20 protein-coding genes are annotated in these 19,874 nt (G+C 71.2%); 9 read left to right on the top strand and 11 right to left on the bottom strand.

Annotated elements, in window-relative coordinates; translation table 11 throughout:
- Window positions 1–10 precede the first annotated feature (10 nt).
- From ACX9TP_RS09895 to ACX9TP_RS09905, 3 genes are all read left to right on the top strand, one after another.
- The gene (locus ACX9TP_RS09895; RefSeq protein ID WP_482979475.1) at window positions 11–1,648 is read left to right on the top strand and encodes an AMP-binding protein; all 1,638 of its coding nucleotides are present in this window, start codon (window positions 11–13) and stop codon (window positions 1,646–1,648) included.
- A 100-nt stretch (window positions 1,649–1,748) separates the two neighbouring features.
- Window positions 1,749–1,997, top strand: coding sequence for an addiction module protein (locus tag ACX9TP_RS09900; protein WP_482979476.1), 249 nt, complete (start codon window positions 1,749–1,751; stop codon window positions 1,995–1,997).
- An 8-nt stretch (window positions 1,998–2,005) separates the two neighbouring features.
- The gene (locus ACX9TP_RS09905; protein ID WP_482979477.1) at window positions 2,006–2,329 is read left to right on the top strand and encodes a type II toxin-antitoxin system RelE/ParE family toxin; all 324 of its coding nucleotides are present in this window, start codon (window positions 2,006–2,008) and stop codon (window positions 2,327–2,329) included.
- Window positions 2,330–2,361: 32 nt separating this feature from the next.
- Here the strand turns inward: ACX9TP_RS09905 and ACX9TP_RS09910 are convergent, their stop codons facing one another.
- Genes ACX9TP_RS09910 through ACX9TP_RS09920 form a run of 3 tightly spaced genes read right to left on the bottom strand, consistent with a single transcriptional unit; the run spans window position 2,362 to window position 4,544 of the window.
- Window positions 2,362–2,829 carry a TfoX/Sxy family protein gene (locus ACX9TP_RS09910; protein WP_482979478.1) on the bottom strand — a complete coding sequence of 156 codons (468 nt, stop codon included), beginning with the start codon at window positions 2,827–2,829 and terminating at the stop codon, window positions 2,362–2,364.
- Between the two features lie 18 nt (window positions 2,830–2,847).
- Window positions 2,848–3,636, bottom strand: a complete 789-nt coding sequence (locus ACX9TP_RS09915) for an endonuclease/exonuclease/phosphatase family protein (RefSeq protein ID WP_482979479.1) — start codon at window positions 3,634–3,636, stop codon at window positions 2,848–2,850.
- Complete coding sequence (locus tag ACX9TP_RS09920; RefSeq protein ID WP_482979480.1) at window positions 3,633–4,544, bottom strand: LysR family transcriptional regulator; 912 nt, start codon at window positions 4,542–4,544, stop codon at window positions 3,633–3,635. The genes ACX9TP_RS09915 and ACX9TP_RS09920 overlap by 4 nt, the downstream gene beginning before the upstream one ends.
- A gap of 70 nt (window positions 4,545–4,614) precedes the next feature.
- On the opposite strand from ACX9TP_RS09920, the gene ACX9TP_RS09925 reads away from it, so the two are divergent.
- Entirely contained in the window at window positions 4,615–5,985 is a 1,371-nt protein-coding gene (locus tag ACX9TP_RS09925; RefSeq protein WP_482979481.1) for an MFS transporter, read from the top strand.
- A 52-nt stretch (window positions 5,986–6,037) separates the two neighbouring features.
- Here the strand turns inward: ACX9TP_RS09925 and ACX9TP_RS09930 are convergent, their stop codons facing one another.
- Window positions 6,038–7,834 (bottom strand): hypothetical protein, encoded by a 1,797-nt coding sequence (locus tag ACX9TP_RS09930; RefSeq protein ID WP_482979482.1) that lies wholly within the window; start codon window positions 7,832–7,834, stop codon window positions 6,038–6,040.
- Window positions 7,835–8,234: 400 nt separating this feature from the next.
- Between ACX9TP_RS09930 and ACX9TP_RS09935 the strand changes: the two genes are divergently transcribed.
- Both ACX9TP_RS09935 and ACX9TP_RS09940 read left to right on the top strand, forming a co-directional pair.
- A complete protein-coding gene (locus ACX9TP_RS09935) occupies window positions 8,235–9,056 on the top strand; it encodes a DUF2339 domain-containing protein (protein ID WP_482982140.1) in 822 nt (273 codons plus the stop codon).
- A 1-nt stretch (window position 9,057) separates the two neighbouring features.
- On the top strand, window positions 9,058–9,729 hold the full coding sequence (locus tag ACX9TP_RS09940; RefSeq protein ID WP_482979483.1) for a hypothetical protein: 672 nt from the start codon (window positions 9,058–9,060) through the stop codon (window positions 9,727–9,729).
- Here the strand turns inward: ACX9TP_RS09940 and ACX9TP_RS09945 are convergent.
- The 3 genes from ACX9TP_RS09945 to ACX9TP_RS09955 form a co-directional block, all read right to left on the bottom strand.
- Window positions 9,713–10,804 (bottom strand): serine/threonine-protein kinase, encoded by a 1,092-nt coding sequence (locus ACX9TP_RS09945; protein WP_482979484.1) that lies wholly within the window; start codon window positions 10,802–10,804, stop codon window positions 9,713–9,715. The genes ACX9TP_RS09940 and ACX9TP_RS09945 overlap by 17 nt on opposite strands.
- Before the next feature lie 16 nt (window positions 10,805–10,820).
- Window positions 10,821–11,972, bottom strand: coding sequence for an oxygen-binding di-iron domain-containing protein (locus tag ACX9TP_RS09950; protein ID WP_482979485.1), 1,152 nt, complete (start codon window positions 11,970–11,972; stop codon window positions 10,821–10,823).
- A 152-nt stretch (window positions 11,973–12,124) separates the two neighbouring features.
- The gene (locus ACX9TP_RS09955) at window positions 12,125–12,427 is read right to left on the bottom strand and encodes a hypothetical protein (RefSeq protein ID WP_482979486.1); all 303 of its coding nucleotides are present in this window, start codon (window positions 12,425–12,427) and stop codon (window positions 12,125–12,127) included.
- A 170-nt stretch (window positions 12,428–12,597) separates the two neighbouring features.
- On the opposite strand from ACX9TP_RS09955, the gene ACX9TP_RS09960 reads away from it, so the two are divergent.
- On the top strand, window positions 12,598–13,068 hold the full coding sequence (locus tag ACX9TP_RS09960) for a YqaA family protein (protein ID WP_482982141.1): 471 nt from the start codon (window positions 12,598–12,600) through the stop codon (window positions 13,066–13,068).
- Between the two features lie 189 nt (window positions 13,069–13,257).
- Window positions 13,258–14,946, top strand: a complete 1,689-nt coding sequence (locus ACX9TP_RS09965) for a lamin tail domain-containing protein (RefSeq protein WP_482979487.1) — start codon at window positions 13,258–13,260, stop codon at window positions 14,944–14,946.
- A gap of 85 nt (window positions 14,947–15,031) precedes the next feature.
- Here ACX9TP_RS09965 and ACX9TP_RS09970 read toward each other — a convergent pair whose 3' ends face one another.
- Window positions 15,032–16,216 (bottom strand): AI-2E family transporter, encoded by a 1,185-nt coding sequence (locus tag ACX9TP_RS09970; protein WP_482979488.1) that lies wholly within the window; start codon window positions 16,214–16,216, stop codon window positions 15,032–15,034.
- 119 nt (window positions 16,217–16,335) lie between these two features.
- Between ACX9TP_RS09970 and ACX9TP_RS09975 the strand changes: the two genes are divergently transcribed.
- Entirely contained in the window at window positions 16,336–16,752 is a 417-nt protein-coding gene (locus ACX9TP_RS09975; RefSeq protein WP_482979489.1) for a DoxX family protein, read from the top strand.
- Window positions 16,753–16,763: 11 nt separating this feature from the next.
- On the opposite strand, the gene ACX9TP_RS09980 is transcribed toward ACX9TP_RS09975, so the two are convergent.
- The 3 genes from ACX9TP_RS09980 to ACX9TP_RS09990 form a co-directional block, all read right to left on the bottom strand.
- The gene (locus ACX9TP_RS09980) at window positions 16,764–18,020 is read right to left on the bottom strand and encodes a threonine/serine exporter family protein (RefSeq protein ID WP_482979490.1); all 1,257 of its coding nucleotides are present in this window, start codon (window positions 18,018–18,020) and stop codon (window positions 16,764–16,766) included.
- An 89-nt stretch (window positions 18,021–18,109) separates the two neighbouring features.
- Window positions 18,110–19,417 carry a hypothetical protein gene (locus ACX9TP_RS09985; RefSeq protein ID WP_482979491.1) on the bottom strand — a complete coding sequence of 436 codons (1,308 nt, stop codon included), beginning with the start codon at window positions 19,415–19,417 and terminating at the stop codon, window positions 18,110–18,112.
- Window positions 19,363–19,863: a phage holin family protein gene (locus tag ACX9TP_RS09990; protein WP_482979492.1), complete on the bottom strand. Its 501-nt coding sequence runs from the start codon at window positions 19,861–19,863 to the stop codon at window positions 19,363–19,365. Before ACX9TP_RS09990 ends, ACX9TP_RS09985 begins: the two co-directional genes overlap by 55 nt.
- Between the last annotated feature and the right edge of the window lie 11 nt (window positions 19,864–19,874).

Consider the following 19,874-nt stretch of genomic DNA (forward strand, 5'->3'; position numbering starts at 1 on the left):
CGATGGCGGCATGACTCCCTCCTACGTCCACGGCACCAGTTCCACCCCGCTGCTCGGGGAGACGATTGGGCAGAACCTGCGCCGCACCGTCGAGCGGTACGGCGACAGGGAGGCGCTGGTGGTGGCCTCGCAGAACTACCGGGCCACGTACCGGCAGCTCTGGGACACGACGACGCAGGTGGCGCTGGGGCTTTTGGCGCTGGGCGTGGAGAAGGGGGACCGGGTGGGCATCTGGTCTCCCAACCGCTTCGAGTGGGTGGTGGCCCAGTACGCCACCGCGCGCATCGGCGCCATCCTCGTCAACCTCAACCCCGCCTACCGCACCTCGGAGCTGGAGTACGCGCTCAACCAGGCCAGCGTCAGCGTGCTGCTGTTCGCGCGCGGCTTCCGGCAGACGGACTACAAGTCCATGGTGGAGGAGGTCCGTCCCCGCTGCCCCGGCCTGCGCGTGACGCTGGTGATGGACGACGACTGGCAGCTCCTGCTCTCCAACGCGAAGCACGTGAGCGAGGGGACGCTGGAGCAGCGCGAGGCGTCGCTCCAGTTCGATGACCCCATCAACATCCAGTACACGTCCGGGACGACGGGCTTCCCGAAGGGCGCCACGCTGTCGCACCACAACGTGCTGAACAACGGGTTCTTCATCGGCGAGGCGCTGCGCTACGGGCCCGAGGACCGCGTCTGCATCCCCGTGCCCTTCTACCACTGCTTCGGCATGGTGATTGGCAACCTGGCCTGCACGTCGCACGGCGCCACCATGGTGATTCCCGGTGAGGCGTTCGACGCGCTGGCGGTGCTGCAGACGGTGCAGGCGGAGCGGTGCACGTCGCTGTACGGCGTGCCCACCATGTTCATCGCGGAGCTGGACCACCCGCGCTTCGGCGAGTTCGACTTGAAGTCGCTGCGCACGGGCGTCATGGCGGGCTCGCCGTGTCCGGTGGAGGTGATGAAGCAGGTGCAGTCGCGGATGAACATGCGCGAAGTCACCATCTGCTACGGGATGACGGAGACGTCGCCGGTGTCCACGCAGAGCGCGCTGGATGACCCGCTGGACAAGCGGGTGTCCACGGTGGGGCGCATCCACCCGCACCTCGAAGTGAAGATTGTGGATGCGGACACGGGGGCGGTGGTGCCCCGGGGGCAGCCGGGTGAGCTGTGCACGCGCGGGTACAGCGTGATGCTGGGGTACTGGGAGAACCCGACGGCCACGGAGGCGGCGGTGGACAGGGCGGGGTGGATGCACACGGGCGACCTGGCCACGATGGACGCGGACGGCTACGTGAAGATTGTCGGCCGCATCAAGGACATGATCATCCGGGGGGGAGAGAACATCTACCCGCGCGAGGTGGAGGAGTTCCTGCACACGCATCCCGGCGTGAGCGAGGCGCAGGTCATCGGCGTGCCGAGCAAGAAGTACGGCGAGGAGGTGATGGCCTGGGTGAAGACGAAGCCCGGTGTGACGCTCACGGCGGAGGACTTGAGGAAGCACTGCACCGGGCGCATCTCCACGTACAAGGTGCCGCGCTACTGGAAGTTCGTGGACGCGTTCCCGATGACGGTGACGGGGAAGGTGCAGAAGTTCCGCATGCGCGAGCTGTCCGTGGGCGAGCTGGGGCTGGAGGACGCGGAGGCCATCAAGACGGCGTGATGGGACGTGGAAGAACCCGCCTGTCTGCCCGACTGCCGCACTGTAGACTTCCCTCCCGGTGCGGGCAGCTTGTCGCCAGGGCCAGTGCTAGACTTCGCGTATGGCCTCCTCCGCGGACGACCTTCTGCCTGATGCACTCCAGCTGCCGCCCGAGGAGCGGGCCCGGCTCGCGCACAGGTTGCTGCTCAGCCTCGAAGAAGGGGAAGCAGGGGCTGACGGCGAAGCCGAGTGGTCGACCGAGCTCGAGCGCCGCGCCCGGGATGTCGTCTCTGGCAAGGCGAAGACCTACGACGCGCGTCAGGCCATCGAGGAAGTCAGGGCACAGCTGCGCGTGCGCCGCGGAGGCTGAGCTCGTCTGTGCGCGCCGAGCTGAATGAGGAAGCTCGGAGCGAGTTGTCCGCCACCGCCAATTGGTACGAGGAGCGCAGCCCCGGTCTGGGGGATGACTTCGCGGCTGTGGTGCTCCGGGCACTCGACTCCATCGAAGAAGCCCCAGCGACCTGGCCTCCGTGGCCTGGAGTGCGTCAGAGCCCGGTCATCCACCGATTTCTGCTGCCAGGCTTCCCCTTTGCGTTGCCGTACGTCGTCCTGAAGGACCGCATCGTGGTCCTGGCGATTGCTCACGTGCGCCAGCGTCCGGGGTACTGGCTGACGCGCGCACGGACGTTGCGCATCCAGTAGACCTTCCGAGCACCATCCATGCGGCGACGTGGTCAGGACGTACGCTTCGCCTTCTTCGAGGTGGCGGACTTCTTCGCGGCCTTCTTCACCGGAGCCGCCTTCTTGTGCGCAGGCGCCTTTTTCACCGGAGCCGCCTTCTTCGTCACGGCCTTCTTCTTCGGCGCCTTCTTCAGCGCCGCCCGCTCTGCCGCCGCCACCGCGCGGCGGGCCCAGGGCAGCAGGGCGTACGCGTCATCCGCCGCGTCCGCGGGCGGCGTCCAGTAACTCGTTTCCATCGTCTTGCCCGCGCCCTCGAACGAGAAGGGCCGGCCCCCTCCGGCCTGGAAGTCCGCCTTCGTGACGTCATCCGTCTTCAGGAAGAGCTGCCCCTCCCCGATGAGCCCGAACATCCGCCCGCCGAAGTACAGCCCCCAGCCGCCGAACATCCGCCGCGCCTGCACCGGCCCGAGCTTCTCCAGCAGCTCCACCGTGTACTCCACGAAGCTGTCCGTCTTCGCCATCACACCCTCCCGATTCAATCAGCGAAACGTCGCCACCAGCGGGTTGTGGTCCGACGTGTCCCCCACCTCCAGGACCTCCGCCGACACCAGCCGCTCCGCCATCCGTGGCGACGCGAACACGTAGTCCGTCCGGTAATCAATCGCCACGCCGCCCCGGTTCCTTCGCGCCGTCACCCACTTCGACGACGCCGGCCGCTCCCGCAGCGTGTCCACCCAGCCGTAGTCCTCCACGTCGTCGATGACGTCGAAGCGCGGCGGATGCCCGTACTTGTCCGTCCCCGCCTTGCGCAGCCGGTCCTCCAGGTCCACCGGGTACGGGTCCTTGCGCGACAGCGAATTCAAGTCCCCCGCCAGCAGGTACTGCCCCTCGCGGAACGCCGCCGCGTCCAGCAGCGAGCGCAGGTAGCGCGCCTCCACGTACCGCAGCTTCTCCTGGTGCGCGTCGAAGTGCGTCCCGAACAGCGTCACCGACTCCTTCACATCCAGCTCGCACTGGACGATGCAGTGCCCCAGGAAGTGTCTGTCGTTGTGCACGCTCACCGAGCGCAGCCCGGGACGGCTCACCACCGCCACGTGGTAGCAGCGCCCGCTCGGCCGGGAGCGCGACTGTCCCAGCACCATGTGCGCGTCGTCCTGCGGCACGTCCAGCGCCTCCGCCACGCGCCGCAGCCGGCCGCCGTCGTCCCAGCCCAGGCACTCCTGCAGCACCAGCACGTCCGGGGACTCGCGCGCCAGGAAGGTGAGGATGGCGTCGAACCGCTCCTCTCCTCCTTGCAGGACGTTGAACGTCATCACCTTCAGCGTCATGAAAGGCCTCTCCCCCAAGGCTCGGGCATCGCGCGGATGCTGTCCACGACGAAGGTCTTCAGCGCCCGCGCCGCCGCCGTGAGGTAGCCCTCTCCCCGGTGCACCAGCGCCACCTGCCGCTTCGGCCCCCGCACCAGCGGCACCACGTCGAACCCCTGCGCCTGGTGGTCTCGCGTCATCAGCTCCGGCACCAGCGCCACGCCCAGCCCCCGCTCCACCATGCGGCGGATGGCCTCCGCGTTGTCCGTCTCCAGCGCCAGCTTCGGCGTCACCCCGCGCGCCTCGCACTCCGCCTCCAGCGCGCGCGTGCCGCTCATGCCGGGGATGACCACCCACGACTCTCCCACCACCTCCGCCAGCGCCACCGGCTTGCCCTGCCGCGCCAGCCGGTGCCCGCGCGGCACCACCAGCACCAGCCGCTCCTCCCACAGCTTCTGCGCCACCAGGTCCGCCCGCCGCACCGGCAAGGACAGGATGGCCAGGTCCAGCGCCCCCCGCGCCACGCTCTCCTCCAGTGCCTGCGCCGTGCCCTCGCTCAGCCGGGGCCGCACCTCCGGGAAGCGCTGCGCGAAGGCGGGGATGATGTCCGGCATCAGGTACGCGCCCACCGTGTGCAGCGTGCCCAGGGACACCGTGCCCTGGGGCGTGCTCGACATCCGCTCCAGCTCCGAGGTGCCCTTGGACAGTGCCTCCAGCGCTCGCTGGGCATGCGGCAGGAAGCGCTCGCCCGCGTCCGTGAGCACCGCCCCGCCGGGCGTGCGGACGAGCAGGCGGGTGCCCAGCTCGGCCTCCAGGGACTGCAACTGCCGCGACAGTCCCGACTGGGACAGTCCCAGTGCCTTCGCGGCGATGGAGAGGCGGCCCTCCTGCGCCACCTGGAGGAAGGCCCTGAGCTGTTCGGTGGTCATGCGGTTTCCGCAAGAAGTCTATGCGCAAGATGCGGTTTCCGCATGGCCTTCCGGGGCGTAGACGTAGGGCATGGATGGAAGCGGCTTGACGGTGGAGCCCCTGGCCAGCTCGCGCCCAGGCACGGCGCGGCGGATGGCCACGGGCGCGGTGTTGCTGGCCCTGGTGGTCAGCGCCTTCGAGGGCACGGTGGTGACGAGCGCCATGCCCACCATCACCCGCGAGCTCGGTGGCCAGCAGCTCTACTCGTGGGTGTTCTCCGCCTTCCTCTTCGCCTCTACCGTGGGCGTGCTCATCTCCGGCAAGCTCGCGGACCGGTTGGGCCGCCGCCCCGTCTTCTTCGGCGGCATGGCGCTGTTCCTCGTCGGCTCCGCCCTGTGCGGCCTGTCCGAGTCCGTGCCCATGCTCATCGCCTTCCGTGTGATGCAGGGCCTGGGCGCCGGCGCGCTCCAGCCCACCACGCTCACCATCAGCGCGGACCTCTACACGCTGCGCGAGCGCGCCGCCGTGCAGGGCCTCTTCACCGGCGCCTGGGCCGTGGGCAACAGCCTGGGCCCGCTCATCGGCGGCTGGCTGGTGATGCACGCCTCGTGGCGCTGGGTGTTCCTCGTCAATGTGCCGGTGGGGCTGTTCGCCGCGGCGCTCCTGTACCTCTCCTATCGAGACCCGCCGCGCCGCTCGGACGTGAAGCTGGACCGGTGGGGGCCGCTGCTGGCCGGCACCACCGCGGCGCTGCTCCTGTTCTCGCTGGAGCCCGGACACGCGGAGGCGCGGTGGCTGTGCGCGCTGGGCGCCGTGCTGGTGGGCGTGGTGCTGGTGCGCCAGCAGCGCGCGTCGGTGAATCCGCTGCTGCCGGCGGAGCTCCTGAAGGACCGCACCGTGCTGACCGGCGTGGCGGGCAGTGTCGCGGGCGGCGCGCTGCTCTACAGCATGGCCGCGTGGGTGCCCCTGTGGATGACGGAGCAGGGCGGGCACACGCCGGTGGGCGCGGGCCTGGCGCTGCTGCCCATGCTGCTGGGCTGGTCCGTGGGCTCCACCTTCGGCGTGAAGCTGCTGGTGCGCGGCGGCATGCGCCTGAGCGCGGGCGTGAGCTTCGCGGTGGCTGCGGTGGGCGCGGGCTTCCTGGCCCTGTCCGCCTCCCTCGGGTGGGGCGTGCCCGCGGCCCTCGTGGGCCTGGGGATTCTCGGCCTGGGCCTGGGGCCGGCCGCGAGCACCTCGCTCATCGGCCCCCAGTCCCGCGCGCCGTGGCACCACCGCGGCATCGTCACGAGCAGCCTCTACGCGATGCGGCTCCTGGGCGGCTCGCTGTCGGTGGCCCTGCTGGCGCTGGCGCGTGGGCACTTCGCCGCGCAGTTCGCCATCGCCGCGGCGCTCACGGCCGCCGCGGCGCTGGTGCTGGCGCTGTTCGCCCCCGGCAGGACGGAGCCCGCGACGGGCACTTGAGACGTGAAGACCGGACCGGCGGCGTGGGATTCCACCGCCGGCCCGGCACGGCTCAGGGCGCCTGGGCCGGCGTGCTGAGCAACCCGGAGAGCGCCCCCGCCCGGAAGTAGTTGGCCCGGTCGATGAGCGTCAGCGGCCTGTCCGACACGCGGTACCCCTCGGCGCGGATGGCCTCGACGATGAGGTAGTAGTTCATGCCCGGCTGGAACAGGTCGGCGGGCAGCAGGAGGGAGGTGACACTTCCGTCCACGTAGAACGAGGCCGCGGACGTGGTGAACACGGTCGTCTCTCCGAAGAACTCGAAGCGCCGCAGCCTCACCTGGTACAGGTCCGCGGTTCCGCTGGAGGGGGGCTGCCAGGAGACGAGGTGGGGGCCCACGGACAGCTCCCGCGGACCATACGCCGCCGTGCCATCCAGGGTGAGGAGGCGAGGGGGCCGGATGACAGGATTGATGGCCCCGGCCGCCAGCGCGGAAGCCCGGTCGGTCGAGCTGATGCTCGCGGTGAGGAAGACGTTCTGTCCGCCGGGGAGCGTGACGGGCACTCCAAAGCTCGTGGACGCCGTACCCACCAGTCCCCAGTGGGAGGGGAACGGGTTCCCGTAGACGAGCGGAGCCTGGACGTCGGACGTCGCTCCCCGGGGAGGGAAGAGCGAGAGCAGCTCGCCCGACCACCCGATCCACCCTTCGGGTGGCCCATGCGCCGCCGGGTTGAGCGTGAAGTTGGACGTGCGCGGCACGGCGTCCGGATTCACCTCGGCGGCGAGCGCCGTGAAGGCGGAGAGCCTCCAGTCGAGCGGGAACTCATTCAGGGTGAGCGCCTCGAGCGTGGCCTGGATGGGCATGGGTGCGCTGCCGTTATAGGAGATGGGCCCCAGGTGGGTGGCGCGGACCGTCGTGATGTAGCGCTGGGTGCTTCCATCGGGCAGCGGGCCCAGGTCCCGAGGCGACATCTGAAGCAACCAGGCCCGGTCTCCGCGCGCCGCCTCGAAGATGGGCATCGGCCCCGACGAGTTGGCCAGGTACGCGCCCGCCTCCTGCACCGAGACGTCGCCCTCCTGGGGCGAGTTGGCATACACATACCCCGCGAAGTCCACCTCGCCGGAGACGAGCTGGAGGTCCGTGGAGGGATTCGTCGAGTTGTACGGAGGCGAGGGCGCTCGCCAGGGCTCGAGCCCGTCCAGGTCCAGATCCGCCAGGTCAGACCCTTCCGGCGGAAGCGGGCTGAGTCCGGCGTCGGCGCGGCCCAGGAAGTTGATGCTCAGGTCCAGGTTCCGCGCGTCGGTGACGATGTAGGCCGTGCCGAACTTCAGGTAGTACGTGGTGTGGGGCACCTCCGGGAAGACGTACTCGCCGGGACCGGCGACCTCGCCGGGGTAGGAGACGAAGGTCTCGCCGTCCGCGATGAACAGCTCGACGGGAGCCCGCTCGAAATCCTCCGGCCGCTCGGTGACACCGCTGGCCGTGGTGTAGCGGAGGAATCGCCGGATGTGCACCGCGTTGTCCGGCGGGCCCGCGTCGGTCGGCTCACTGCCTCCGTCGGTTGGCGCGCTGCCTCCATCGGTCGGCGCGCTGCCTCCGTCGATGCCGGCGTCCACCGGCGCGCTGCCTCCGTCGGTCGGGTCCGTCCCCGCGTCGGCTCCCGCGTCCACCGGCTCGGTGCCCGCGTCGGTGCCCGCGTCCACGGGGTCGGTCCCCGCGTCAGTGCCCGCGTCCATCGGGGGCGTGCCCGCATCGGTGCCGGAGTCCACCGGGTTCGTGCCCGCATCGGTGCCGGAGTCCACCGGGTCCGTGCCCGCATCGGTGCCGGAGTCCACCGGGTCCGTGCCCGCATCGGTGCCGGAGTCCACGGGATTGGTCCCCGCGTCAGTGCCCGCGTCCCTGACGTTCCCTCCATCCACCAGGGTCCCACTGTCTGGGGTTGGGTTGGGTTCCTCCGTGCACCCCAACCATGTGGTGCAGAGAAACAGTGAAAGCAATATCAGACGCCAGCTCGGCATGACCCCTCGCGCCGCCAACACCATTTGCCGGACTGCATGTCCGGTCCCCCATGTTGGCGCGGCACCTCGATAGCATACGGTTGCGGTTGCAGCCGAGAGGTCATGGAACCGTCATGGCTCAGGCGGTGTCTGCGCTTGGAGGACTTCGCCCGGTGCCCGGGCGCCCGGTGGGAGGTTCCAGGGAGGATGGCCGGCAGCGGCCAGCCCTGGGCCGGGGCGTGCAACCCTCCGCGCGGAAGCGTGCACCGCGCTGCACAGCCGCTGCACGCACCGTCTCGCAAGTGCGCCTGATGCCTTGCGTCATGCGATGGCAGGGCGGCTGCATTCAGGGTTGCTCCGCGCGCCGCTGCATGGCGCAGGAGGAACCCGGATGCACACGACGACGACGAAGTGGGACACGAAGGTACTGGGGGGCGTGGGAGGCGGCCTGCTGCTGCTGGCGGTGATGTTCCTCTGGCGGGACCTGCAGGTGCCGCGCGAGCTGCTGCTCGCGGTGGCCGCCGTGGGGGCCGCGGGGCTGGCGTTCCTGAACGTGCCCAACACGCGGGGGCTCCTGGGCCCCGTCGCCGTGCTCGCCTGCGCCGTGGCCGGTGGGCTCTGGTACGCGGCGACGAAGCAGGAGCTGCTGCTCGTGGGGCTGGCCCTGACGCTCGCCGTGTCCGCCGTGACGGTGTGGCGCTCGAGCACGCGGGAGGGCGCCGCGCCCGACCGCATCCGGGATGTCCTCACCTGGTATGGCCTCACCGCCGCGGCCGTCGCCGCGTCCTGGGCCTTCTACTTCCACTTCCTCACGCTCGGCATCGCCGAGGACAACGTGGCGCGCCGGCTGGTGCTCACGCTGGGGTGGCTCGGGGCGGGCGTGGCCATGGTGCTCTTCGCCCGTCAGCGCGGCACGCTCGTGATGCGCGACGCTGGCTTCGCCTTCGTGGGCATCGCCGTGGGCAAGGCGCTCCTCTACGACACGGTGAATCTCCATGGCTCGCTGCGCGTGGTGGGCCTGGCGGCGGCGGGCGCGCTGATGGTGGGCGCGGCGCTGCTGTCCTCGCGCGCGTCCGCATCCCGGAGCGCCTGACATGAGCGCCCTCTTCTCCGTCACCGGCGCGCTGTGGCTGGCCATGGCTCCGGCGGGGACGTGCTGGCAGCCCTCCGACCAGACCGCGGGCTGGAAGCGCGTGGAGCTGCCCGAGGAAGCGCCCGCGCTCGCCGCTCCCGAGGATGTGAATCAGTTCCGCGTGGGGGAGCCGGCGCGGCTGCTGGAGTCCGACGCGACGGCGTACGTGGGCGCCACCCCTCCGAAGCCCGGGCGCATGGCCTACACGTTCCGCGTCCCACCCGGCACCACGAGGCTGGAGGTGTCCTTCCTGGAGCCGCTGCGCGGAGCCAAGGTGGACGCCACCGCTTCCGCGGGGGCGCGCACCTTCCCGCTGCTGAGCGAGCGGCGGCAGGCGAGGGCGTCGCTCGTGCTGGACTGGTACGCGGCGGACGTGGACGGCGTGGTGGTGGAGGTGCACCACCACCTGCGCGAGCGGCCCGTGGTGCGCTCGTGGCGCACGGGGCGCACCGTCTGGCCGGAGCGTGAGGCCTCCGTGCCCGCGGCCTTCAAGGCGCCGCGCGCGCTCTACTTCCTCCACCCGGGCGGCGGGCGCTACATCACGCTTTGCCACGCTCCCGGACGCGCGCTCACGCTGTCGAGCTGGCCCGCCGAAGGGGCGCCCGCGGCCGTGTCCCTCACGCGGGTTCCCTGAGCAGCACCCACGGCCACAGCTTCCCCAGCGCGGCGCGCAGCGAGGCCGCGTCGGGGAAGCGATGCTCCGGCCGCTTCTCCAGGAGCTTCAACACGACGTGCTCGAAGGGCTCCGGCAGGTCCGGGCACAGCGTGCGCGGCGGCACCGGGGGCTGCTGCACATGCAGGAACATCAGGGGTACCGGCTGCTCATGACGGAAGGGGAGCCGGCCGGTGAGCAGCTCGTAGGCCACCACGCCCAGCGCGTACAGGTCCGTGGCGGGGGAGACCGGAGGGCTGCCCATCACCTGCTCGGGCGCCATGTACTCCGGCGTGCCGAGCACCGCGCCCTGGGCCGTGGCACCGGCCACGTGGGTGCTCTTCGCCAGGCCGAAGTCCATCAGCTTCAGCACGCCGGTGCGGGTGATGAAGAGGTTGGCGGGCTTCACGTCCCGGTGGAGCACGCCGCGCCCGTGCGCGTGCTCCAGCGCGACCGTGGCGTGGGTGAGCCAGCGCAGCGCCTCCGCCCGGGTGGCGCGCCGCTCGGCCAGCAGTTGCCGGAGGTCCGAGCCCTCCAGCAGTTCCATGGTGAGGTAGTGCCGCTCGCCGTCCACGCCGGCGTCGAAGACCCGGAGGATGTTGAGGTGCTCCAGCGCCCGCACGTGCTCCACCTCCTGGTGGAAGCGCGCCACCAGGGCGTCGTGGGCGTGGGGCACCGCGAGGACCTTCAGGGCCACGCGCAGCTCTTCCCGCAGGTCGGTGGCCTCGTACACCGTGGCGCTGCCGCCGGCGCCGAGCCACCGCTCCACACGGTAGCGCTCCGCCACGACCTGCCCCGGCATCAGTCCCCGGACCAGGGGCGACGGAGGGAGCGGCGTCACCACGCCTTGCAGCAGCGTGCCGTGCGGCGACACCGGCGTCAGCGGGCGCAGCGTGTCTCCCAACGACAGCGCGGGAGGAGGCGTCACCGGACGCAGCAGTGCCTCCGGTGGCGTGGCGCCGGGCTTCGGCGCGGGCGGCCTGGGCTCCGTCCCCGTCCGCTCCACGGCGCCGCCGAGGTACGCCACGTCGCCGGGCTCGTCATCCGTCGGGTGCACCGCGCGGCTCCGGGGCTCAGGGGTCCAGCAGCGACACGTGGGACGGAGCCCCCGTGCCCTCGAGGTCCAGGTGCGGGGTGGGCAGGTTGTACTCGGCGGCGGCGCTGGTGGCCTCGACGATGATGGGGCCGGCGATTTCCGGCGGCTCGCCATGGCACAGCAGGCTCACCACGTGCTCCAGCGTCCACTTGCCCAGCCGGCTCACCACCAGCCGCTTCCCGTCGTACTGCGCCGTGTCCGCCAGCTCCCCGCTCGCCGCCAGCTTCGCCTCCACCGAGCCGCCCAGGTAGCCGCGCGCCAGCGTCAGCACCCGCTCCAGCACCGCGTTCCACGCCTGGAGGTGGGTGCGGTCCTGCGCCTCGTCCATGATGTCCAGCCCCACCTGCAAGCGCTCCATCCGCTCCAGGAACTGCTGCACCAGCGGCCCTCGGATGATGCGGCCGTGCTGCGGGGCAATCACCTCCACCGCGGGCGTCAGCTTGCGGATGGCCGCCACCGCGCGCACCAGCGCCGCATTCACCGGCATGTAGATTTGATGGAACGCGCGGATGCCCGACCAGTCGGACTCGTCCGCCCACAGCCCCTTCGCGTTGGAGTCGGTGAGGCCGCCGAAGAGGTCGCCGGTGAAGAGCACCCGCGTCTGCAAGTCATAGAGCATCACCGCGCCCCGGAAGTGGCAGAAGGGCGAGGGCACCGGCAGCAGCTTGTGCCCGGTGGGCACGCTCAGCCCCTGGGCGAACTTCTCCGTGGGGATGAAGCGGTGGCGCGGCAGGTTGAGGTGGACGATGAGCCGCCACGTGTCCTCCGTGCACAGGATGCCCGCGCGGGGCGCGTAGCGCGCGGAGATGAGGCTCGCCGACGAGCCCACGTCCGGGTCCTGGTGGTTGATGAACATCGCCGACAGCCGCTCCATCCCACCAATCAGCGACGTCACCTTGGTGTGGATGGTGGAGAAGTCGCTGCTGGAGCCCGGGTCGATGAGGAGGTTGAACTCGGTCTGCCGCTGCGTCTTCGTGTCCGCGCCCCGGAAGCGGCGCAGGTACGGGTTGGCGAAGAAGATGGCTCCGGGCTCTCGCTTGCCGACCCAGAACGTCTCGGGGGCAATCTCCACCGGGACGAGACGGAGGTCGGGGGACGGGCTCGGGACGGGGGCAACGGTGCTGCTCATGGGCTCGGCGTTCCTTCGCGGGGGGAAAGGCGTCACCGCACCGCCCTAGCAAGCCGCGCGCCGCCCATGCCGGCCCGCGACGGGCGCACTTCTCGGAAGAGGGCGCAGTTCCTGCGTCCCCCCGCGAAACGGCGCATCCCGTGCGTGGCCCTCTACTGCACGAGCGGCGGCTGGAGCGTGCCGAAGCGCTCGATGCCCTGGTCCACCGCGGCGCGCACCGCGTGCAGCACGGCGTCATCCGTGTGCCGCCGCACCAGCACCAGGCGCGTGGCGAGCAGCGACGGCGCGTCCGCCAGCCGCCGCTCGAGCGCGTCCAGCGGCACCAGCGTGAGGGTGAAGCCCCGGCCGTCGCGCAGCCGCACCACCACGTCCAGCCCGTCCTGGTGCGACAGCTCGGGGTCGTCCGCGACGAGGATGGAGGCCACCCGGGCATCTCCCGAATCCATGGACCGCATGCATCCTCCCCCATGACACGGGCCCGGCTCGGGCCCTCGCGCAGCATGAGCACCGGTGCGGGCAGGCGGGCAACCCGGCGAACGGGCCGGTTGCTCGGGAGCGGACGATGGGAAGCCCACCCGCACGCGGCGGGGGCATGGCAGAGTCGGCGCCCTTCCGCCCGCGCTCCATGCCCGACCCTTCGACACTCTCCGCCTGGGGGCTTCCGGGCCTCTTCCTCGTCGCCATGCTCGCGGGCTCGGTGGTGCCCGTGCCCTCGGAGGCGGCGCTCGCCGCGCTCATCTACGGCGGCACGCCGCCGGTGACGGCCGTCGCCGTGGCCACCCTGGGCAACGTGCTGGGCGCGCTCTCGCTGTACGCCCTGGGCCGGTGGGTGGCGGCCGGTGGCGGCGGGCCGCTGGGCCGGTGGTACGCGCGGCGGCGCGCGAAGGAGGGCCCGCGTATGGAGCGCATCGAGGCGCGTGTGCGCACCTGGGGCGCGCCCGCGCTGCTCATGTCGTGGATGCCGGTGTTGGGGGACGCGTTCGTCATCGCCGGGGGCATGCTCGGCGTCCGGCCGCTGCCGTTCGTCCTCTTCGTCACACTCGGCAAGGGGCTGCGTTACCTCTTCGTCGCGCTGTCCACGGCCGCGGCGATGTAGCAATTGTTTCGAGATATTTTTCACCCAGGTTTCACGCAACGCTGTCGGGAACAGCCTCGATAAACGAGACTGGTGGAGCGCGTGCCGTTGCACGCGTGAATCACTGTTCAGGTGTCTCCCCCGACTCCCCTCACTCGCTCCTACCCAGGAGCAGGATTGGACAGCGTGCGAAACAACAAGATTTCCACGATGCAGTCATGGCGTTGCGCGGTGGTGCTCTCCCTGGTGCTCGCCGCGTGCGGTGGAGGCACGGAGCCGCAGGAGGTGGCATCGCCCGACGAGGCCGCGGTCGAAGCCCGTGAGGATGGGCTGGCGAACGTGCGCATCCGCCTGATGGCGGCCAATCTCACCAGCGGCACGGGCCAGGACTACGACCCGGGCCACGGCATCCGCATCTTCCAGGGGACGGACCCGGACGTGGTGATGATTCAGGAGTTCAGCTACAAGACGAGCTCCGCGGCGGACCTGCGCGCCTTCGTCGACACGGCCTTCGGCACCGGCTTCCAGTACTACCGCGAGGGCGGCGCCCAGATTCCGAACGGCATCATCAGCCGCTACCCCATCATCGCCGCGGGCGAGTGGGATGACACGGCGGTCTCCAACCGCGACTTCGCGTGGGCGCGCATCGACATCCCGGGGCCGAAGGACCTGTGGGCGGTCAGCGTGCACCTGCTGACGACGAGCAGCAGCACGCGCAACTCGGAGGCCACCCGGCTGGTCAGCCTCATCAAGGCCAACATCCCGGCGGGCGACTACCTGGTCATCGGCGGTGACTTCAACACCGGCAGCCGCTCCGAGTCGTGCTTCAGCACCTTCTCCCAGGTGGTGTCGACGGCGAGCCCATACCCGGCGGACCGCAACGGCAACACCAACACCAACGCGGGCCGCAACGAGCCGTATGACCACGTGCTGGTGGACAGCGACCTGCGCCCGTACCAGACGGCGGTGGTCATCGGCGGCAGCTCCTTCTCCGCGGGCCTGGTGGCGGACACGCGCGTGTACTCGCCCATCTCCGAGCTTTCCCCCGCGGCGTCCGGCGACAGCGGCGCGTCCGGCATGCAGCACATGGGCGTCATCAAGGACTTCCTCATCCCCGGGGACTCGGTGAGCGGCGGCAGCGTCACCGTGACGGCGCCCAACGGCGGCGAGAGCTGGGCGGGCGGCAGCGCGCGCACCATCACCTGGTCCTCCTCCGGCGTGACGAGCGTGAAGGTGGAGTACAGCCTGAACGGCGGCAGCACCTGGAGCACGCTCACCTCCAGCACGTCGGCCTCGGCGGGCAGCTTCGCGTGGACGGTGCCCTCCAGCGCCACCACCACGGCGCTGGTGCGCGTGAGCGACGCGTCCGACGCCAGCATCACCGACTCCAGCAACGCGTCCTTCACCATCACCACCTCGGGCGGCGGGACGGCCAGCGTCATCATCAACGAGGTGATGGTCAACGAGCCGGGCTCGGACGTCACCGGTGAGTTCGTGGAGGTGGTGAACGTGGGCACCGGCTCGGCGGACCTGAGCGGGTGGACGGTGTCGGACGCGGCCAGCCTGCGGCACACCTTCCCGAGCGGCACGTCGCTGGCGGCGGGCGGGGTGATGGTGGTGTTCGCCGGCTCGGCGGGCATCCCTTCCGGTACGCCGGGCGCGGTGGTGGCCTCCACGGGCTCGCTGGGGCTGTCCAACAGCGGCGACACGGTGACGCTGAAGAACGCGTCCGGCACGGCGGTGGACACCGCCACGCTGAGCTCGGGCGTCAGTGGCACGGACGGCGTGTCCGCCAACCGCAGCCCGGACGCCAGCGCGAGCGGCGCCTTTGTGCTGCACACGAGCGTGTCCAGCCTCACGGCGTCCCCCGGACGGCGCGCCAGCGGCCTGTCGTTCTGAGGCCCTGAAGGCACCGCGGCCCCGCCCCGGCAGGAACCGGTAGGCGGGGCCGCATTCGTTTCAGGGGCTGCCGGGGCCGTGAGGCTCAGTGCGACTCGGTGGGCGGCGTGGGCGAAAGGATGACCCGCTCGCCCGTCGTCTCCGCGCGCACGGTGGGGAGGCCCTGGTCGCCCCCGCTGCCCGGGCCCGGTGTGGCCGGGTCTCCGGCGCGCGGGGTGGAGCGGCCGTAGTCGCGCTCCCAGATGCGCACCAGCGCGAGGAAGAAGGCGACGATGAGGGGCCCGAGCAGCAGGCCCACCGTGCCGAACGCGGCGAGGCCGCCGAGCAGGGCGAAGAAGACGATGGCCGCGTGCTGGTGCATGCCGCGCTTGGCCAGCAGCGGCTTCACCACGTTGTCCACCAGGCCCACCACCACCGTGCCCCAGATGGCGAGGAAGAGCGCCGCCCAGGGGTGGCCGCTGAAGAACATCAGCGCCGCAGCGGTGAGCACCACGGAGGCCGCGCCCACGGCGGGGATGAGCGCCACGAAGAAGGTCAACCCGCCGAAGAACAGCGGCGCGGGCACCCGGGCGATGAAGTAGCCGATGAGCGCCGCCACCGCCTGCACGCCCGCGGTGGCCACCGACGACAGCAGCACCGCCCCGGACACGCTGCGGAACTCGCGCATGATTTCCCGCGTCTGCCCGCGCCGGAGCGGCGACACGCTCTCAATCCACCCCACCAGCCGCGCCCCGTCCGTGAAGAAGAAGAAGAGGGCGATGAGCATCATCACCGTCTGGAAGACGATGGAGCCCGTGGCCGCCACCGCCCCCGTCACCGCCTTGGCCGCGGTGCCGCCCTGGCTCGTCACCTGCTCCTGGATGGTCTGGTCCAGGTTCTGCTGCTCCATCGGGAGCCGCTCAATCAGGCTCGACACCGTGCCGCGCACGGGGCCGGGAATCCGGTTCACCAGGCCCTGGACGCCTTCCTGCTGCACCGTCTTGGTGACGAACTCCACGCCCTCGGACACCTCGGTCACGATGAACGCCGTGAGGCCGCCCAGGGGCAGCAGCAGGGCGAGGACGATGGTGGTGGTGATGATGCCCGCCGACAGGGCGTTCCTCCCGCGCAGCCGCCGCGTCAGCCGCTTGTGCAGCCCGTAGAAGGTCGCCGCCAGCACCGCCGCCAGGAAGAACGCCTCGGCGAACGGGCGGATGACCAGGGCGAGGAGGAGGATGGACAGCAGGATGAGGCCGGTGAAAATCCGGCGAGCCGTCAGCTCGGATGCCATGGGGGACAAGGTAGGGACGCCGAGGCGAAGGGGCAGGGGAGCGCTGGGACACGCCTGCCTGCCTGCTCTCCTGGCGAGAAGACTTGGGCCCGGGCGCCGGGCGGCTAGAGTGGCGCGCCATGCCGGCCTTCGAATCGACCGCGTTCACCCTCTGGCTGCTGCAGGCGCTCTGCACCGCCTTCCTCGCCATCCTCTTCCTCCAGTCCGGCCTGGACAAGGTGTTCGACTGGAAGGGCAACCTGGGCTGGCTCACCGGCCACTTCGCCAAGAGCCCCCTGCGGGGCATGGTGCCGCTGATGCTGGGCACCCTCACCCTGATGGAGGTGGCCGCGGGCGCCCTCTGCGCGGCGGGGCTCGTGGCCCTGGTCGTCACCGGCAGCGCGGCGCTGGCCTTCTGGGGCGCGCTGCTGTCCGCGGTGTCGCTCATCGCCCTCTTCTTCGGCCAGCGCATGGCGAAGGAGTACGCGGGCGCCTCGGTGCTGGTGGCGTACTTCCTGCTGTCGCTGGTGGCGGTGTACGTCACCCGCCTGCACTGACGGGGCGTCCGTCAGAGCACCTTGCGCGGGGGCACGAGGGCGTTGGCGGACAAGAGGCCCGCCGCCAGCGCCACGGCCACCATCAGCATGTTGAAGGCCGTGTCCACGCCGGCCACCACGTCGCGCTCCAGCAGCGAGGACAGGCTGCGGAAGCCCACGCTGCCGGGCACCAGCAGCATGAGGCCGGGCACCACGGTGGTGACGGAGGGCCGGTTGCGCAGCCGCGCCAGCGCGTTGCTGGCGATGCCCAGGAGCAGCGCCCCCACGAAGGCGCCGAGCTGGGCCCCCAGCAGCAGCGCCCCCAGCCGCGAGCCGGCGAAGGCGAAGGTGCACGCCGCGGCAATCCAGCCCCAGTCCCGGGGCCGGGCCCGGAAGAGCACGCCCACCGCCACCGGGGAGAGGGCCAGCGCCAGCAGCTGCGTCCACGCGGGCAGCGCGGGGGGCAGGGGTGCCAGGGCCGGTGGGGGTAGCAGCAGGGCGAGCCGGCTTCCCAGCGCGACGCCGAAGCCGAGCTGGAGGAAGACCAGCGCCGCCGCGGTGAGCCGCGAGGTGCCGGAGATGAGGTGGCGCGTGGCCAGCTCGTTGATGGCCACCGTCAGGGACAGCCCCGGCAACAGGACGATGAGGCCGGCCACCGTGGCCACCTGCACGGACAGGGGGCCCACCAGGCTGGCGGCCAGCACGGCGAAGGCCGAGGAGAGGATGGCGGCCACCGGCTCCAGCACGTGCGCCGTGGTGGGCCGCCGCCGCGTCAGCTCCCCCAGCATGCCGATGACCAGGCTGCTCAGCGCGGCGACGCAGACCTCGCGCAGGCCGCCTCCGAAGAGCCGCCCCGCGGCGCCGCCCGCCAGCGCCCAGCAGAAAAGCTGGAGCCCGGGGCCGTAGCGCGCCGGCAGCGCGAGGATGTCCTCCACCTTCCGCGCGCCCTCGGCGGGGGACAGCCGGCCCTGGATGACGTCATCCGCGAGCACGTCCAGGAGCGTCAGCCGCTCCAGGTCCATGTCTCCGGGCTCCACCCGGATGAGGCTGGTGCGCAGCGACTCCGGCGGGCCGAAGGACGCGAAGAGGGAGGTGGGGGTGGAGAAGAAGCGGCCCTCCAGTCCCAGCCGCTCGGAGATGCGGCGCATCAGTCCCTCCAGGCGGTGGGAGGGCGTGCCGTAGCGGTGCAGCGCCTCCGCCAGCCGGAGCGTGAAGGCCACGGCGGCGCCCGGCGGAGGAGGGGACAGGGACGCGAGGAGCTCGGGGGGGACGGCCACGGCGGCGCACATGGCAGACGCGCCGGGCCCAAGTCAAACGGAAGGGGAGCAACGGCCCCGTTGGCCGCTGCTCCCCGTCACTTCGTCACGCCCGCGTGGCGTCAGTGCACCTTCGTCACGTCATCCAGCGGCGGCAGCGGGGGGATGCGCGACGAGCCCGAGGGCGACGACGCCAGCGCGTCCGCGCTGTCCTCCGTGCCGGCCACGCTCATGCCCGAGGTGCCCGTGGACGTGGCGCCCAGCCCGGCGCTGCTGCTCGGGGAGCTGATGCTGCTCGCCCCGAAGCCCGTGGTGGTGCTGGCGGGCGTGGTCAGGTCCGAGCTGGAGGAGACGCTCGAGGCGGAGTAGCCCTGGCGGCTCTCGTAGCCCGACGACTGCTCCTCGCTGCCCTGGAGCTTCTGGTTGAGCTGGTCGCCCAGGTGCGAGATTTCCTCCCCGGCGCGGCGCTTGGCCGGCTCGATGAGGCGGCGTTCCTTGTTGGACACCGGGATGAGCGTGGAGGCCAGCATGCCCAGCGCGATGCCGCCCAGCGCCAGGAGGATGGGCTGCTCGTCCACCGTGCGGTTGAACCAGACCGCGGTGCGGTCCTGCACCACGTCGCGCGAGGGGATGCGCTCGCGCAGGTGCGAGGCCCGCTCCTTCATGTGGTCCACCGCGCCCGCGGCACGGTCCTTCACGTCGACGGCACGGTCCCTCACGGTGTGGGCCGCCTCGGACGCGCGCTCCTTCACGTTGGACGCGGCCTCGGAGGCCTTCGCCTTCAGGCCGGCATGGCCGTCGCCGGTGTCGACGTCACGGCTGAAGTCGCGGTTGGACACGTCGTAGCCGGGAGGCACGCCCTGGTAGCCGCTGGACGCCGCGCCCTGGTAGCCCACGTCGCCGTAGCTGGAGCCTGCGCCATAGCCGACGTCGGTGCGCTCGGCGGTGGCATAGCGGTCCTCATAGCGCACGTCCGTGCGCCCGGCGCGCATGCCGTCGTAGCGCCAGCGGTCCTCGTCCCGCCACCGGTTGTCCCGGTAGTCGTCGTACCGGTGCTCCTCGCGCTTGGTGAAGGCCTTGCGCATCAGGGCCGAGCCCACGCCGGCGCCGATGAGGGCTCCCAGCAGGCTCCACCCCTTGGGGGTGTCGGCACGTTCCTTCAGCTCCGTCGTCCTCTGCATCACGGTCTCCTTGGCGTGTGTCTTGAATTCCGTGGCCTTTTCCACGGCGGCATCCTTTGCGTGCTGCTTGAGCTCGGCCGTCTTCTCCACGGCGAACTCCTTGGCTTTCACCTTCAGCTCCTCGGCCTTCTCATGGGCCATGGCCTTCAGGCGGTCCGGCTCGGCCTTGCGGGCCAGCTCGTCGGCCAGCTCGCTCAGGCGTGCCCGTGCATCTGCGATTTCATGGAGTGCGCGGTCCTGCTCGCCCATTGCCCATCCTCCTTGAGGGTTTGAATCGTCCGTTGAGGTCCGTGGATACGCTTCAGTCTTCCGAGGCCCGCCCAGGCGACCGCACCACCCACCGCCAGCAGCAGCACCGCTACGATGAGGGCCGAAGCCCACACGGGAATCAGCTCGGCCAGCGCCGCCACCAGGAACGCGACGAACGTCAGCGCTCCCAGGAGCAGCACCACGCCGCCGCCCGCCAGCAGACCCGCGCCGGCCGACGCCTTCTTCGCTTCCGCTTTCAGCTCCGCGCGCGCCAGCGTCACCTCGGCGCGCACCAGCCGGCGTCCCTGCTCCATGAACTCGGAGAACAGCTCCCCGAAGCCGCGGCCCCCGAAGACACTGTCGGAGGCGAAGCCCCGCGTGTCCGAGGCGCCGTCCGGACGTTCCCGGAAGCCGTCGCCGTCATGGCGTGGAATTGTTGGATCCATTCTCGTACCCC

The sequence above is a fragment of the Pyxidicoccus sp. M15 genome (assembly GCF_056858435.1).